The organism is Bhargavaea sp. GQ12, from assembly GCF_059758705.1.
This window is the reverse complement of sequence record NZ_JCAXEU010000015.1, coordinates 1-15,417: the sequence shown is the minus strand read 5'-3', so window position 1 is coordinate 15,417 and position 15,417 is coordinate 1. Positions and strand designations below refer to the sequence as shown.

At 50.8% G+C, this 15,417-nt stretch carries 19 protein-coding genes; 13 read left to right on the top strand and 6 right to left on the bottom strand.

Annotated elements, in window-relative coordinates; translation table 11 throughout:
* Positions 1-48: 48 nt before the first annotated feature.
* The 5 genes from AC6CHQ_RS12665 to AC6CHQ_RS12645 all read left to right on the top strand — a co-directional run bounded on the left by AC6CHQ_RS12665 (position 49) and on the right by AC6CHQ_RS12645 (position 3,186).
* Entirely contained in the window at positions 49-321 is a 273-nt protein-coding gene (locus AC6CHQ_RS12665) for a hypothetical protein (protein ID WP_245744320.1), read from the top strand.
* 105 nt (positions 322-426) lie between these two features.
* A complete protein-coding gene (locus AC6CHQ_RS12660; RefSeq protein WP_251238489.1) occupies positions 427-846 on the top strand; it encodes a MarR family winged helix-turn-helix transcriptional regulator in 420 nt (139 codons plus the stop codon).
* A gap of 68 nt (positions 847-914) precedes the next feature.
* Positions 915-2,102 (top strand): MFS transporter, encoded by a 1,188-nt coding sequence (locus AC6CHQ_RS12655; RefSeq protein ID WP_498081659.1) that lies wholly within the window; start codon positions 915-917, stop codon positions 2,100-2,102.
* Between the two features lie 274 nt (positions 2,103-2,376).
* On the top strand, positions 2,377-2,787 hold the full coding sequence (locus AC6CHQ_RS12650) for a carbonic anhydrase (protein WP_092051631.1): 411 nt from the start codon (positions 2,377-2,379) through the stop codon (positions 2,785-2,787).
* Positions 2,788-2,814: 27 nt separating this feature from the next.
* A complete protein-coding gene (locus tag AC6CHQ_RS12645; protein ID WP_092051629.1) occupies positions 2,815-3,186 on the top strand; it encodes a nuclear transport factor 2 family protein in 372 nt (123 codons plus the stop codon).
* 310 nt (positions 3,187-3,496) lie between these two features.
* Here AC6CHQ_RS12645 and AC6CHQ_RS12640 read toward each other — a convergent pair whose 3' ends face one another.
* The 5 genes from AC6CHQ_RS12640 to selD all read right to left on the bottom strand — a co-directional run bounded on the left by AC6CHQ_RS12640 (position 3,497) and on the right by selD (position 8,068).
* Positions 3,497-3,913 carry a universal stress protein gene (locus AC6CHQ_RS12640; protein ID WP_251238490.1) on the bottom strand — a complete coding sequence of 139 codons (417 nt, stop codon included), beginning with the start codon at positions 3,911-3,913 and terminating at the stop codon, positions 3,497-3,499.
* A gap of 196 nt (positions 3,914-4,109) precedes the next feature.
* Positions 4,110-4,868: an ABC transporter permease gene (locus AC6CHQ_RS12635; RefSeq protein ID WP_092051624.1), complete on the bottom strand. Its 759-nt coding sequence runs from the start codon at positions 4,866-4,868 to the stop codon at positions 4,110-4,112.
* Positions 4,865-5,563 (bottom strand): ABC transporter ATP-binding protein, encoded by a 699-nt coding sequence (locus tag AC6CHQ_RS12630; protein ID WP_498081700.1) that lies wholly within the window; start codon positions 5,561-5,563, stop codon positions 4,865-4,867. Before AC6CHQ_RS12630 ends, AC6CHQ_RS12635 begins: the two co-directional genes overlap by 4 nt.
* 356 nt (positions 5,564-5,919) lie before the next feature.
* On the bottom strand, positions 5,920-7,002 hold the full coding sequence (gene mnmH / locus AC6CHQ_RS12625; protein WP_251238492.1) for a tRNA 2-selenouridine(34) synthase MnmH: 1,083 nt from the start codon (positions 7,000-7,002) through the stop codon (positions 5,920-5,922).
* A 25-nt stretch (positions 7,003-7,027) separates the two neighbouring features.
* Positions 7,028-8,068: a selenide, water dikinase SelD gene (selD, locus tag AC6CHQ_RS12620; RefSeq protein WP_251238493.1), complete on the bottom strand. Its 1,041-nt coding sequence runs from the start codon at positions 8,066-8,068 to the stop codon at positions 7,028-7,030.
* Positions 8,069-8,222: 154 nt separating this feature from the next.
* Here selD and AC6CHQ_RS12615 point away from each other — a divergent pair, with 154 nt between their 5' ends.
* From AC6CHQ_RS12615 to AC6CHQ_RS12580, 8 genes are all read left to right on the top strand, one after another.
* Positions 8,223-8,945: a YebC/PmpR family DNA-binding transcriptional regulator gene (locus AC6CHQ_RS12615; RefSeq protein ID WP_251238494.1), complete on the top strand. Its 723-nt coding sequence runs from the start codon at positions 8,223-8,225 to the stop codon at positions 8,943-8,945.
* Between the two features lie 62 nt (positions 8,946-9,007).
* A complete protein-coding gene (locus AC6CHQ_RS12610) occupies positions 9,008-9,784 on the top strand; it encodes an exodeoxyribonuclease III (RefSeq protein WP_092052185.1) in 777 nt (258 codons plus the stop codon).
* A gap of 85 nt (positions 9,785-9,869) precedes the next feature.
* Positions 9,870-10,349 (top strand): SRPBCC domain-containing protein, encoded by a 480-nt coding sequence (locus tag AC6CHQ_RS12605; protein ID WP_498081658.1) that lies wholly within the window; start codon positions 9,870-9,872, stop codon positions 10,347-10,349.
* Between the two features lie 11 nt (positions 10,350-10,360).
* Positions 10,361-10,810, top strand: coding sequence for an NUDIX hydrolase (locus AC6CHQ_RS12600; protein WP_251238496.1), 450 nt, complete (start codon positions 10,361-10,363; stop codon positions 10,808-10,810).
* A 191-nt stretch (positions 10,811-11,001) separates the two neighbouring features.
* On the top strand, positions 11,002-12,738 hold the full coding sequence (locus tag AC6CHQ_RS12595; protein ID WP_251238497.1) for a carbon starvation CstA family protein: 1,737 nt from the start codon (positions 11,002-11,004) through the stop codon (positions 12,736-12,738).
* A 39-nt stretch (positions 12,739-12,777) separates the two neighbouring features.
* Positions 12,778-13,056 (top strand): cory-CC-star protein, encoded by a 279-nt coding sequence (locus AC6CHQ_RS12590; RefSeq protein WP_177168312.1) that lies wholly within the window; start codon positions 12,778-12,780, stop codon positions 13,054-13,056.
* Positions 13,057-13,069: 13 nt separating this feature from the next.
* The gene (locus tag AC6CHQ_RS12585; RefSeq protein ID WP_092051602.1) at positions 13,070-14,026 is read left to right on the top strand and encodes an ArsA family ATPase; all 957 of its coding nucleotides are present in this window, start codon (positions 13,070-13,072) and stop codon (positions 14,024-14,026) included.
* A complete protein-coding gene (locus AC6CHQ_RS12580; RefSeq protein ID WP_251238498.1) occupies positions 14,007-14,990 on the top strand; it encodes a zinc-binding dehydrogenase in 984 nt (327 codons plus the stop codon). Before AC6CHQ_RS12585 ends, AC6CHQ_RS12580 begins: the two co-directional genes overlap by 20 nt.
* Positions 14,991-15,018: 28 nt before the next feature.
* Here the strand turns inward: AC6CHQ_RS12580 and AC6CHQ_RS12575 are convergent, their stop codons facing one another.
* Entirely contained in the window at positions 15,019-15,309 is a 291-nt protein-coding gene (locus tag AC6CHQ_RS12575) for a DUF421 domain-containing protein (RefSeq protein WP_498081657.1), read from the bottom strand.
* Positions 15,310-15,417 lie beyond the last annotated feature (108 nt).

Sequence of the window (15,417 nt, the reverse complement as noted above, 5' to 3'; positions counted from 1 at the left end):
CCGCCACTCTATCCGTATCTTAACAAACTTTAAAAGGAGCTGTTATAAATGTCGGGAGCAATTTTGATCGTAATGATCGTCATGACGATCCCACTAACAGCAATCATCACTGAACATCGGAGAAGAATGTTTGCTTTTCAGAAAGACAGGCTTCAGGATGAAATCGAATTGGAAAAGCTCAAACAGCAGAACTTTATTGCCGAGACAGAAAAGATGAAATTGGAATTGGAAAAACTTAAACTGGATTACTCAGCAGGTATCTCACCGAAGCCAACCCAAGAAGAACCTATCTTGTTAAAAGAAACAGCTGATGGCAAATGATCATCAGCTGTCTTTCTATGATGGGGAGTTTACTTTACAAGGTGAAAAAGAACATGATATCATTAGTTAGCTAAACTAACTAATATTTTATTTCCGGAGGATTCCATGAATCTGAAATCGCATCAATTGTTTTTCAGGAGGTTCACCGATCTATATCGCCCGTTCATTCAAAAAACTTCAGAAGCGCTTTCGGAAGTGGGATTGACACTGCCTCAATGGTCGGCACTCCGTCTGATCGCCGAGCAGGAAGGGATGACACCTGCAGAGCTGGCTGCACGGCAATTTGTTGAAAAACCGAGCGTCTCCAGAACGATTCAGCAGCTGCTGGAAATCGGCCTGATCGAAACCAGGCAGGGGCAGGACCGGAGAGCCAAACAGATTCTGCTGACTGATGATGGACGCAACGTCTATAACGGAGCGTCAGCAATTATTGAAAAGCTGGAGCGGGAAGTGATTGGGGACATCCCGGAACATGAACAGAACGCCATGTCCGAACGCTTCACAGAGATGCAGCGCCGCTTGTAGAGTGTGGCGCTTTTTGGGGTTGGAGAATTTCTATAGGCATTACTCAATAAGTCAGAATGAGGTTGTATATGCAGACTCACAAGCTTTGGACGAAAGATTTTATTTTCGCTTCACTTATTAACTTCTTCCTGATTATCGTCATGTATTTGCTGATGGTGACGATCGGGCCATTTGCGGCTGACAGGTTCCAGGCAAATGCCGGCACTGCAGGACTTGTTTCCGGTTCCTATATCATCGGTGCGCTCATGGCACGTTTTATTGCCGGGCCGCTTGTCGAAAGAATCGGCAATAAAAAGGTCCTTGTGGCCGGAACACTGCTGTATGTTGTATCCGGCGCTACTTACTTCCTGGCCTTTAATCTGCCGCTCCTTCTGCTGATCCGTTTTATCCACGGTATGGGGATGGGGGTCGGATCTACTGCTACGGGATCGATCGTTGCCCGCGTGCTGCCTCCGGACCGCAGGGGGGAGGGGATCGGGTATTATAGCCTTAGCGGCGTACTGGGCGCTGCATTGGGGCCGTTCCTTGGAATCTTGCTTGCAAAGCATCTGCCATTTTCGATGCTCTTCCTTTTCTGTACGATCCTGGCTCTTGCCTCATTTGTACTGGCCATTTCAATCAAGGCGGATGAGGATTTGGATTCTGTCCATTCACAGAAGGAAAAAGAAAGCTTCAGCGTATGGTCCTTCATGGAAAAAAATGCGCTTCCGATCGGTATTGTCACACTCTTTGTGGCAATTGCCTATGGCGGGGTGCTGAGCTTTATCATGTTTTACGCAGAAGAAGTGAATCTGGTGACCGCATCAAGCTTCTTCTTCCTCGTTTATGCGATTACGGTTCTGCTTTCAAGGCCATTTACCGGCAAATTGCTTGATCTGAAGGGCGGCAATATTGTAGTCATGCCGGCACTCTTTCTTTTCGCCGGCGGGCTGGTACTGCTGAGTGAATCATCCACCGGGGCCATGCTTCTTGGGGCGGGTGTACTGATCGGGCTTGGTTTTGGCAACTTCCAATCAAGCGCACAGGCACTGTCGGTTAAGGTCGCAGACCCTCATAAGATGGGTCTTGCAACCTCAACGTTCTTCATCTTTCTCGACTTCGGTGTGGGCTTTGGCCCCTACATCCTAGGTAGCCTTGTGCCGCACGTCGGTTATGACGGGATCTTTAAGCTCTTGGCCGGAGTTGTCCTGTTCGCAGTTCTGTTGTACGTCGCTTTGTATGGAGTTCGGGAACATCGGGAAAGAAACACTGCATAATGCAAAAAAGGATGCCAATGCCGGCATCCTTTTTTTTCTTTAGAGACGCGGCAATGGGAATCATGTATAATCGCTACAACCGAACGGTGATTACCGCGCACGCGGTCTAATCCGGTTCGAATTCCCGTTCCGGAGAACCATGACTTAAGAACGAATTTCGACAAGAATCGAAAAAATTCGCATCTTGTGGCGGGATATTGATATTCTTTAAATAGCTTTTGAAGGTTGATTTGGATCGCGACCCTATGGGCGGTCCGGAAACGGGGGGAATGTCATGGAAAAGAATGAATTTGTAACAGCAATCAACTGTATGGATGGTCGCGTCCAGGAACCGGTTATGAATTGGATGAAACAGCGCTATAATGCGCTTTATGTGGATATGATCACCGAAGCCGGACCCAATAAGCTGCTCCGGAGCGACAATACGGAAATCATCAAGAATATCTACGACCGTGTGCGCGTATCGACGGACAGACACGCTTCTAAGTATATTGCCATTGCCGGCCATTATGACTGTGCCGGATATCCGGTCAGTGCCGAAAAGAAAAAAGGGAAAATACTGGATTCAGTGGAGCTTATCCAGTCCTGGAACCTCGGATTCAAGGAAATTGTAGGCCTATATATCAATGACAAGTGGGAAGTCGAGATTGTCTGCATCAAAACCGATAATCCTGTGGAAGCTTGAAATCAGCATAAAGGCGGGTTATCGGAATTGGAAGCGTTGACAGCACACATTCTAAAGCTTGAAATGGACCTGTTGGACAATCAGGTCAGGAGCGATCCGGACCGTTTTGGCCCGTTGCTCGATGAAACGTTTTTCGAATTCGGCAAATCCGGCGGATCTTTTTCGAAGGACGATTGTATGAGGGCAGGCTCACTCGGGAACGTCAGACTAAGCATCGATCAATTTCGCTTACAGACAATCGGAGATCGTGCCGTATTGGCTGTTTACCGGACAGTGGATGAAGAAACAGGAAATGCAGCCAACCGCAGCTCGATCTGGAAATCTGACGGCAGCCGCTGGAAAATGATATTCCATCAGGGGACGCCTGTGCCAGGCAATGAAGAAGTGGCGGAATCGTGAAAAATCGGCTTTCCTGATGAACTCTGCACTTAAATTTTGCAGAGAGTATCTGTCACAAAACCTGGCTATGGGGTACAATAAAGAATGAGGGTTACGCCCGGATGAAAGTTATTGAGTTGGAGTTAAGGAGGAACTGCCTTGAATTACTTGGGAGATACTTTACTTCCGATTCTGATCATTGTATCGATCGTTGCTTTTATCGGCATCATCGGTCTTGGAATCATGAAAAACTGGCGCTGATCGGTCGCGGCAAAAAGGGAACTGCGGATTCATTTTCGCAGTTCCCTTTTTTATTATGGGGTAATGATACTTACTTAACGATCATGACCGGGCATTCAGTGCGTTTCAATACTTTGTGACTGACGCTGCCCAGCATCATTTCCTGCAAAGGATTCAAGCCACGGCTGCCAATGATGACCAGATCGAATGCATGGGCATTTGCATGGGAAACGATGGCCGGCCCGGGGTCGCCGTGAAGGATATTCACTTCAAAAGGCACCTGCTCACTCTTCAACAATTCTTCTGCAGGCAAAAGTAGCTTTCGTCTTTGAAGTTCCAATTCTGAGCGTCCCCTTGAGTGAAGCACAGCATTCTTTGATTTTGAAAAATCCGCGACATAAGCGATCTCCACCGCTCCATCCATCGCTTTTGCGAGAACGGCGGCCTGTCCAGTGGCCCGAAGCGAATGGTCGGACCCGTCCACGGCCAGAAGTATCCGCTTATACATGAAAATCTCCTCCTCTATCTCTCTGATCCGCTCTTCGTCATTCTCTCAATTCCCGTATTAATGTCCTGTCACACAGCAGAAAACCATTTCCATCATGACAAAGTTTCGTCCGGGATAGAGAAAATCCTCTTTTTCATTCGGAATCCGGAAAGATTAAGAACGCCCGCAGGCACGGGGAAGTGCTGCGGGCGAATGGTCAGTCGTTTTTCTGGCGGATTAGCTGCATCCGTTCATTGAAAAGGGAAGGATAGGACAAGAACCCGAGCAGGATGCTTGAAACGACTGCGGTCGTCAAAAGCAGGAACAAAATCAGCAGTTGGAACTGTACCGCCTGTACCGGGTCGGCGCCTGCGATGATCTGACCGCTCATCATGCCCGGCAGCTGAACCAGACCCATCGTCTTTTGGCTTTCAATGGTCGGAATCGTACTGGCTTTGATGGAATCTGTCAGCTGTGTATGGACTGCCTGTTTGGGCGTCCCGCCCAGGGATAAAATCAGCTCAGTCCGGTTCTGGTTGGCTTCAAGCTCCGCTGTGAAGCGGTTCAGGAAAAGAATGGAGAGCACCATTGAATTTCCGACGACCATCCCGCTGATCGGTATGATGTACTGTGCCGTAGCCGGTACGATTCCGAAGCCAAGCAGGATTGCTTGTGTCAGCAGTTCCACGACGACAATGGTGACGGTAATTTTCCAAAGGATGCCGGGAATGGCCTTGCCTTTCTTCGAAGCATTGTGCACTGCTGCAAAAATCATGAGAGCGATCATCAGCAGAATGTACAGGTAACCGTCAGAGTCGAAGACAAACTTCAGAATATACCCAACCGCAAACAATTGGGTAATCGACCGGACGGTCGCAATAATAGTATCTCTCTCCAGCCCGAGGTTTAAGGTTTTTGACAGAACCAGGGGAATGAGAACGAAGATGAGTGTGAGAAAGAGGGCAAGCGGACTCATTGCAGTTCCCCCTTAACAAACCGCCGGACCCGTTCATCTGCCGGGTCTTCAAGGATGTGGCTGTCACCGGTTTCAATCAGCTCACCGGAAATCAGCACCCAAGTGTAGTCGCCGATGGAGATGGCCTGTTCAAGATTGTGTGTAATCCAGATGATTGTCGTACCGTACTTTTGATTGATGCGTGTGATGAGCGATTCGATTTCGCGCCTGGATGCCTTGTCCAGTGCAGATGTGATTTCATCCATCAGTAAAATGTCAGACCGGTTGATGAGCGTCCTGGCGATGGAGACTTTTTGGCGTTGACCGCCCGAAAGCTCGGAAGCTTGTTTATGGAGATAGTCTCCGGATAGGCCAACATCCTCGAGCCATGATATGGCATCCGGCTCCGGGAGTTCTTTTTTTTGAAGCCGGAGCGGGAGTGCCAGGTTATCATAGACAGTCCCGTTGACCATCGGAGCATCCTGAAGGGCCATACCGACTTTTCTCCGGAGATCAGTCGGCTCAAATGTGGCCGCTGACTGACCATCGATAAGGATCTCTCCGGAATCGGCGGACAGCAGGCCATTGCATAGTTTAAGAATAGTCGTTTTTCCGGCTCCGGAAGGCCCGACCAATGTGGTGATCCGGCCGGAGGGGAATGACCCCGTGATCGGGCCGACAATAGGCTTGTTGTCAATGAAATATCGGACATCCATGAAATGGATGGCGGGTTCGTAAATAGTCACTTGGCATCGCTCCCGGAAACTAAATTAGAATAATTGTAATGTAGCATAAAACCTATGAGAAACAAAACGATACAACCGGAAGGGAAATGGAGCGTCTTTGCGGTTCAGTTTCGTCATTCGAGGTGGAAGTTTCATCATTCATGACGTCAATCTCGTCATTCGTCCGGCAGTCATACGCGAACGATGAGATTATAGAGCTGAATGATAAAATAAAGCGATGAACGAAAAACTGATCAGACCGGCTTGCTGCATACCTGCTATTCCTGTTGGCAAGCAAGATAAAAAGCAGGGGGGAGTCCTTGAGGTTTCCCCGCCTGCTTTTAATTTTATTTATGGTCTTGTCCCGCCGCGGCTTCCCCGGCTGCAAGTTTTCTTCCGATGCGTTGGATCTGCTGCCGGACTTTCCGGTAGGCGTCTTCCATATTGTCGGCATCGATAAAGATTTGGCGTTCATCGTTTTCATCCAGTCCTGCGGAATGCTCGTAGCGCGGGTCGTAATAAAATTCCAGCAGAAGCCGGAACGCTTCCCTGAAACGGTTTTCCTCAAGATGATTCCGGATCTCCTTGGCAATCGGCGTATGGATCCTGCGTTCGATTTTTGAAAATGCTTCAAGAAATTTCTCAGGATAGGCTTCCGTGTCATAATCATTCAGGATATTCTGTACTCTCTCTTCGATCGGAAGGCGGAGGAAAAGGTGGATGCCTTCGTTCTTTTTCTGATCGAAGAATTCAGGGAGTACAGCCTTGCCGATCCTTCTGCTTTCTCCCTCAATAACGACGAAAGGTGCGTCTTCAAAGCTTTTCATGGCGCCGACCAGCAGGGCATCGAATTTTTTCTGATTGCTTGGTTCCAGGCCGATCGCGCCGAAGATGGATCCCCTGTGGCCGGCCATCCCTTCCAGGTCCATGACGGGGAACCCGTCACTTTCCAGGCGATGGAGAATCGCGGTTTTGCCGCCGCCCGTATAACCGTTCAGTACGATAAGCGGGGGACTGAATTCAGCTTTTTCAAGCTCTGAAACTACCCATTGGCGATATGTGCGTATGCCTCCGATCAGTCTGCTTGCGCGCAGGCCCATCAGGTCCGTCATCGTTGCCGCTGTTTTGCTTCTCATGCCTCCACGCCAGCAAAAGACGGTGAACGGCTGGTTCAGGCTCCGGAATTCTTCAACAAACTCAGGCAGTTTTGCGGAGAAGATCTCAAGTCCGCGCTTCATTGCGGCCTGTTGTCCATCCTGCTTATAGATTGTACCCACTTCCGCCCGTTCCTCATTGTCGAAAATCGGGATATTGATGGCGCCGGGCATCGAGCCTTCAGCGTATTCCTTCGGAGATCGTACGTCCACGAGGGCATGATTGCTGTTTTTTCGTTGTTTAAACAGTTCGTCGAGTGTCAGTTCTCGCTTCATGATTCATCTCTTTCCTTTTGTTGGCTTACAGGACTCGGATGGTGCCTGCGTTTTCTTCAGTCACTTCACCGATGATATGGGCATCGACTCCGTTTTTGCGAAGGTCATCAAGCAAGCCTTCAGCTTGGCTGCCCTCTACAGCGGCAAGGAGTCCGCCTGATGTAACGGCATCGCACAGGATCCACTGGGCGGTCTCGTCCATCCCGGCCGGATAGGTGATGCTGTCTGCAACATGGGCGTGGTTGTTCTTGGTACCGCCCGGAACGGCACCCTGCCCGGCAAGTTCCTGGGTACGCGGAAGGACCGGAACGTCTTTGGAACGGATGATCAGCCCCGTGCCGCTGCCCTGGGCCATTTCCGTTGCATGACCGAGGAGTCCAAATCCGGTCACATCGGTTGTTGCGTGGACGTCGTATTCATTCATCGTCTCGGCTGCTGTTTTGTTGAGTGTGGTCATCACGTTCGTCACTTCCCGGATATCTTCTTCCGAAAGAAGATCACGCTTCAGGGCAGTGGTGTAGATGCCGACTCCTATCGGTTTTGTCAGTATGAGCTTATCGCCGGGTTTTGCACCAGCATTGGTGCGGATTTTCGACGGGTGAATTGTCCCGGTTACGGCAAGCCCATATTTTGGCTCCTGATCATCTATTGAGTGGCCGCCGACCAACGTAACGCCGGCTTCCTTCATTTTCTCTGCCGCGCCACGCAGAATATCGGCGAGGATCTTCTTGTCGAGATTGCCGATCGGGAATGCCACGATGTTCAGAGCGGTCACAGGTGTGCCGCCCATGGCATAGATGTCGCTGATGGCATTGGTTGCGGCAATTTGTCCAAAGTCATAAGGATCATCGACGATCGGCGTGAAAAAGTCGGTTGTCTGGACAAGTGCCAGGTCGTCGGTGAGCTGGTATACGCCTGCATCGTCACTTGTATCCAGTCCAACGAGAAGGTTCGGATCCGGTAAGGCAGCCGGCAGTTCACGAAGTACGCCCGCAAGGTCTGCTGGTCCGATTTTACATCCGCATCCGCCTTTTTTAGTGAGGGTAGTCAGTTTGATTGAAGCCATGTCATCCCGGCCTTTCTTTGACGAGTCTTTTCTCCCATGATATCATATTGGCCATTTCCGGTATGGATGTGGCGATTCAGAATTCATATTGCCGGGAGTTTTTGGTATACTGTATTACTGCAGAGAAGTTCAAATCCGAAAGAGAGTGAATCTCATGGGTCGTAAATGGAATAATATCAAAGATAAAAAAGCAGCAAAAGACCAAAGCACCAGCCGGGTTAACGCAAAGTTCGGCCGTGAAATATACGTGGCCGCACGGCGCGGAGAACCTGATCCGGAATCCAACCAGGCACTAAAGATGGTGCTGGAACGTGCAAAAACCTATAACGTCCCCAAGCACATCATTGACCGGGCCATCGATAAGGCAAAAGGCGGCTCGGATGAAAACTTTGATGAATTCCGGTATGAGGGCTTCGGTCCCGGAGGTTCGATGGTGATTGTCGATGCGCTTTCAAACAACGTCAACCGGACGGTTTCGGAAGTGCGTGCGGCATTCGGCAAAAACGGAGGCAATATGGGGGTAGCCGGCTCGGTTTCCTACATGTTCGACTCCACGGCGGTCTTCGGTATTGAAGGCAAAGGGGAAGAAGAAATTCTTGAAATGCTGATGGAAGAAGACATCGAAGTCAGAGATGTTTTCGAGGAAGAGGGCAGTGTCATCGTATATGCCGAGCCTGAAGACTTCCACTCGGTCCAGGAAGCTTTCAAGAAGAATGGCATCACGGAATTCCAGGTGGCGGAGCTCAGCATGCTCCCGCAGACGGAAGTCGCACTTGGAGATGACGACAAAGCCCAGTTCGAGAAGATGATCGACGCACTGGACGACCTTGAAGATGTACAGCAGGTCTACCACAACGTCGACCTCGGCGATGAATGATAATAGAATCGGCATGCCCGCCCTCCAAGGAAGGCGGGTTTTTGCATGAAAGGAGCAACAGGATGAAATTCGTTTCCTGGAATGTAAACGGGCTGAGGGCCTGCGTGAAAAAAGGATTTCTGGATTATTTTAATGAAGTGGATGCTGATGTTTTCTGCGTGCAGGAAACGAAGCTCCAGGAAGGTCAGATCGACCTGCAGCTGGAGGGCTATCATCAGTATTGGAACTATGCCGTCAAAAAAGGTTACTCCGGTACCGCGGTTTTCACAAAGCACGAACCTTTATCGGTCCGTTATGGCCTCGGTGATGAGGATGCCCAGGACGAAGGCAGGATACTCACCCTGGAATTCCCGGCTTTCTATCTGGTCAACGTCTATACGCCCAATTCACAGCGTGACTTGGGCCGCCTCCCGCTGCGGTTGGAATGGGAAGACCGATTTCTGGATCACCTGAAGTATCTTGATAAAGAAAAACCTGTCATCATTTGCGGGGATCTGAATGTCGCCCACAGAGAAATCGACCTGAAAAATGCTAAGACGAATGTCGGTAATTCAGGCTTTACCTTCGAAGAGCGCGGGAAGATGACAAATCTGCTGGAAGCAGGTTTCATCGATACGTTCCGGCATTTTTATCCGGACCGTACCGATGTCTATTCCTGGTGGTCGTATATGAATAAGGTCCGCGAGCGGAACATCGGATGGCGGATCGATTACTTTCTTGCGTCCAAACGGCTGGCACCGCTTTTGACAAACGCGGATATCCATTGTGACATCATGGGGAGCGATCATTGTCCGGTTGTACTGGAAGCCGACATTGAGCCAGGCCGCATATTGTCCTGACCGAATTGTCAATTTTAAGAAGGAATCCCGATCCGTCCTGCCGAAATGATGGCAGGGCGGATTGATTTATCAGAGGGGGAGACCAATGGCTGGAATCGCTGAATTGAAAAGGAACGGGGAAGGATTGACGGCTTATCGGGAAGTCCGGTATTCCTATGAAAGAACGGAAGTTTGGGCCTATCTGACCGACAATGACCGGCTCTCAGGCTGGTTTGACGAGCTTCGGATGGGTGAGGCTGCAGAAGGCGGCCATTATCTGTTTGACATGGGAGAGCACGGAAGAGAGAAATTGGAGATTTTCAGATTTGAATCCGGAGAGACCATCGAATTCGACTGGTTCGGTGATGTGGTCAGGTTCGATCTGGTTTCTGATGGAGGCAGCACAGTGCTCGCATTCAAGGAGACGATCCGAAAGCTGACGGAGCAGACCGTAAAAGATTTGGCTGGCTGGCATGTGTGCCTGGATGTTATAGGCTGTCTTCTGGACGGCGAAAAGCCCGAAGACCGGCACGCAGATTGGGAAGCTTGGCATGATGCTTATGCCCGTGCGATCGGGGAGCTATAGGAGGAAGACCGATGGGTTATATCGAGGATTTAAGGAAACTTACTGGGAGCCGGCCGCTTCTGCTGACCGGCGTCGGGGTAGGCGTGTTGGATGACAAGGGCCGGGTTCTCCTGAAACAGGGCTTTGACGGGCGCTGGGGCATCCCAGGGGGATTCATGGAACTGGGTGAGACTGCGGAGGAGGCGGGACGTCGGGAAGTACTTGAAGAAACAGGAATCGAAATTGACGGACTGACTCTCGTGACAGTCGTTTCCGGTCCACAGACATTTTCCAGATTGGAAAATGGAGATGAGTATTACTCCGTCACGATCGTTTTTGCTGCACATGCAGCAGGAGACCAGGAACCTAAACCGGATGGCACTGAAACTGCAGACGCCAGATTCTTCCTGCCGGATGAGCTGCCGGAAGGGCTGAACCAGATAATCAGAGATCAGATTTTCCGATATTTGAGCCACAAATGAGAGATGACGGGGAGGCCCCGTCTTTTTTACTGAGAAAAAAGAAATATATCCGACAGCTTTGAATAAACGGAAATTTCAATTATAATGTACACATATACATAGAATACAAGACAAAAAATTGGGTTTCCGCCTCTGCGGCAGATTGCCGTCAGCGGGTTCCATATAACGATCAATAAAAGGGGGTAAATCGTTTGAATGCAATTCTGGTTGCTGTGATCGGGATGGTTGTTTTCGCGCTTGGTTATCGCTATTATTCAAAGTTTGTCGCGGAACGCATCTTCCGTCTCGATCCGAATTATGTCACACCGTCCCACAAGTACAAGGACGGCGTTGACTTTGTCCCGACAAACAAATTTGTTCTGTGGGGACACCACTTTACGTCTGTCGCCGGAGCGGCCCCGATACTCGGGCCGGCAATTGCCGTTTATTGGGGATGGCTGCCCGCATTTTTGTGGGTAGTATTGGGGACGGTTTTTGCGGCAGGTGTCCATGATTTCGGGACGCTGGCACTGTCTGTCCGGAACAAGGGGCAGTCCGTCGGAACCATTGCGGACCGGCTGATTGGACAGAGAGCAAAGATGCTCTTTTTGTTCATCATCCTGATCCTCGTCCTGATGGTCAACGCAGTATTTGCCTGGGTCATTTCCAATCTGTTCATCAAGTACCCGGCAAGTGTAATTCCTGTGTTTATCCAGATTCCGCTGGCGGTCTGGATCGGTTATGCCGTATATAAACGGCAGAAGAAGATGCTTATTCCTTCGCTGATCGCGCTTGCGGTCATGTATATAACGGCAATTATCGCGAGCCAGGTAAGCTGGCTGCAGGTGGATTTGGTATCCATGATGGGGGGAGAGGAAGGAGCAGGGCTGTTCGGTCTGGGTGCCGTGTCGTCAGCCTTCTTCATCTGGATCGTCATCCTCATGATCTATGTGTACATCGCCTCGACACTTCCGGTCTGGAAGCTTCTTCAGCCGCGTGACTTCATCAACTCCCACCAGCTTGTGGTCGGACTCGGCATTCTGTATCTCGGCCTGATTTTCACAAATCCGGAGATCACGGCGCCGGCTGTCCACGCAGCAAATGATGTTTCCTGGTTCCCGCTTCTCTTTATCACGATAGCATGCGGGGCCATTTCCGGTTTCCATGGCCTTGTATCGTCCGGAACATCCTCAAAACAGCTGGATAAAGAAACCGATGCCCGCTTTGTCGGCTATCTCGGAGCAGTCGGTGAGGGCATCCTTGCGCTGATCTCCATCCTGGCTGTCGTGACGCTGTTCCCTAGTGCGGCGGCATTTACAGAAGCCTACAGCAGCTTTGGAGCGGCAAATGCCGGCGGCCTCGGCAACTTTGTGGAAGGTGCGTCCAGCCTTGCGGGAGGCATCGGCATCCCCGCAAGTGTGGCGACAACGATTGTCTCCATCATCATTATCAGTTTTGCAGCAACGACGCTGGACTCTTCCGTCCGGCTGATGCGCTACATCATCGCCGAAATTGGCATGGAGTACAAAATGCCGGTACTTTCCAAAACTCACGTGGCAACGTCCGTGGCCGTCCTTTCCAGTGCGGCACTTGTCCTGATCCCCAAAGGGCCGAATGGCTTCGGATCAGGCGGATATCTGCTTTGGCCGCTATTCGGCACCGCAAACCAGCTTCTTGCCGGCATCAGTCTCATGCTGATAGCAGTCTGGCTCAAAAAACTCGGCAGAAACTATATGGTCGCACTGATCCCGATGATCTTCCTCCTGTTCATGACGCTCATTGCCATGTTCCAGCAGGTGTTCTTCGAATGGTCGATGTGGGGCACCAACTCGAATATGCTGCTGTTCGTTTTCGGAGCGATCATTTTCGTGTTTGCAGTCTGGATTATTCTCACTGCCTTTAATGTCCTGACGCGGGGCATCGACCGAAAACTGCCGGTGGAAGACTGATGTGAGGAACGGGGGCCGTCGGAACGGCCCCTTTCTTTAATGGAGGTGGACCAGATCGAACTGTCAGAAAAACTCAAGAAACTGATCCGATATTATGAGGAAGTCATCAGTCTTCCCCATAAGCGGGAAATAGCGGCGGAACTCCGGGATGAGGATGATCTTTTCCTGCTTCTTCTATACTCCGAGATGATCGGCATTCCTAATCCAGTCTATTACTACACACTGGAGCTGTACCCTTACATGATCGAGAAGTTCCATGACTGGCACCTCCGGATGGGAATGGAGAAATCCCCGCTTACCGGAATCCGTTGCTGCTAAAGGAGGGATCTGAATGGACGTGTTAAATAAGGAAGTTATTTTCGTGGGAGGAAAAGGCGGTGTCGGCAAGTCCACCTCGGCTTCGGCCATTGCACTAAAGTCCGCTGCAGAAGGACACAGGACCCTCCTCGTCTCCACCGACCCGGCACATAACACCGGGGATATTTTTGGGAGGAAACTGGACGGGGACATCACCGACGTATCAGAACGCCTGTCCGCGCTGGAAATCAATCCGGACAGGGAGACCGAAAATTATATCCGAACCGTGAAGGATAATCTGAAAGGAATTGTCCATTCGGGCATGGCCGACGAAGTCAATCGGCAGCTGGACACGGCAAAGGCGTCTCCCGGAGCAGATGAAGCAGCGCTGTTTGACAGGCTCGTCACCATCCTCCTCGAGGAGAGGGACGGGTTCGACCGCATCATATTCGATACTGCGCCGACAGGGCATACTATCCGGCTTCTGACATTGCCTGAGCTAATGGGTGTCTGGATTAGGGGATTGCTTGAGAGACGGAGGAAAACGAACGAAAACTATTCGGCGCTGCTGAATGATGGAGATCCTGTTGAAGACCCCATCTACGATGTCCTGCGGGAGCGGCAGGACCGTTTTACCCGAGTAAGGGAAATCCTTCTTAATCCCGACAAGACAGGATTTATCTTTGTGCTGAATCCCGAGCGGTTGCCGATCCTTGAAACCGAGAAGGCAGTAACGCTCCTGGGCAGCCACGACCTTCATGTCCGTACACTCATCATCAATAAGGTTCTGCCGGAAGAAGCGGACGGGGAGTTTCTCCGGGAACGCAGGGAGCATGAACGTGGTTATTTAAATCAGATTTCAGAAACTTTTCGGGATCAGGAGTTAATCTCAGTACCCCTTTTCCCGAGGGATATCGCATCAATGGAAGATTTGGAAGCATTCAGTCAACATTTTAAGGCAGGTGGACCAATTGAAGGCATTCGTTTATGAAATGGGAACGTGGAAACTGAAAGAGATGGAAGATCCGGTCGCAGGACCGGGGGAGGCGGTCGTCTCGCTGAAAGTGTCCGGACTGAACCGGCGGGACCTCTACATTCCTGGACGCCTCGGGCCTGACAAGGAAGCGGTCGTCATCGGGTCGGACGGAGCGGGTGTCGTCAGCCAGGTCGGGGATGGAGTGACTCGGTTTGGCGAAGGGGATGAAGTCATCATCAATCCCGCTCTTCGATGGATGGAGCAGTCAGCAGCGCCTCCCGCGGAGTTCGATATCCTCGGCATGCCGGACAACGGGACGATGGCGGAAAAAATCGTGATTTCTGCAGATCAGCTGGAACCAAAACCCTCTGGGCTGTCATGGGAAGAGGCTGGCGTTCTGTCACTTGCAGCCATGACCGGATACAGGGCGCTTGTGACACGGGGTCAGGTCAAAGCCGGCCAAACGGTGTTCATCCCGGGAGCGGGTAGTGGGGTGGCGACTTATCTTATCCAATTTGCTAAAGCACTCGGCGCCAGGGTACTGGTCTCTTCCAGGAGCGCGGACAAGCGCAGCCGGGCGGTCGAAATCGGTGCAGACCGTGCCATTGACACGAATGCGGACTGGAAAGAAGAGCTGAAGGAGGAAAACATCGATCTCATTATTGATAGCGTAGGGGAAGCGACGTTCAACCGTTCGCTCGAGGTGCTGAAAAAGGGCGGTCGCATCGTCACGTTTGGTGCAACAACTGACGACCATATCCGTTTCGACCTGCGTTCCTTCTTCTACGGACAGTATGATCTGCTCGGTTCTACGATGGGTAACCGGGAAGAACTGCGTGATCTGCTGAAGCTGATGGGGGAAAAGGATATCCATCCGATCGTCGATTCGGTTTATCAGCTGGCAGACATCCGGGACGCCATGGAAAAACTGGAGAACAGCACACAGTTCGGGAAGATAGCCATACGCATAGCGAATTAATTGACGGCATGAAAAAGACGCAGGCCTCTTAGGGGGCCGGCGTCTTTTTCATGCCGTTAACATCTGTGAGCGTATCGGAAACAGCTCCCTGGCTGCTTTTTTGGACCACAGAGATGTCTCCATTCGTTCCCAGAACGACTGCTTCTACTTGTTCAAGTGAGGCAATCCCTTTTTCGCGAACGCTTTGCAGAATTTCAGTTTGATGTACCCGTGTCCTCCTCATGGCTTCTTCACGGAAGGTGCCGTCTGCATAGAGAGCTTCAGGAGATCCCTTGATCAGGTCTCTGGCAGCTTTCCATCTCAGTGTAAGCCATGACACCAGAAACTGGAGAAACAGGAGCAGCCCCAGTGCAGTAATCCCACTTGCGAGGAGGCCACTGAAAAACCAATTGAATTTCGTACGGACTAAAAATAGCCGCCACTATAG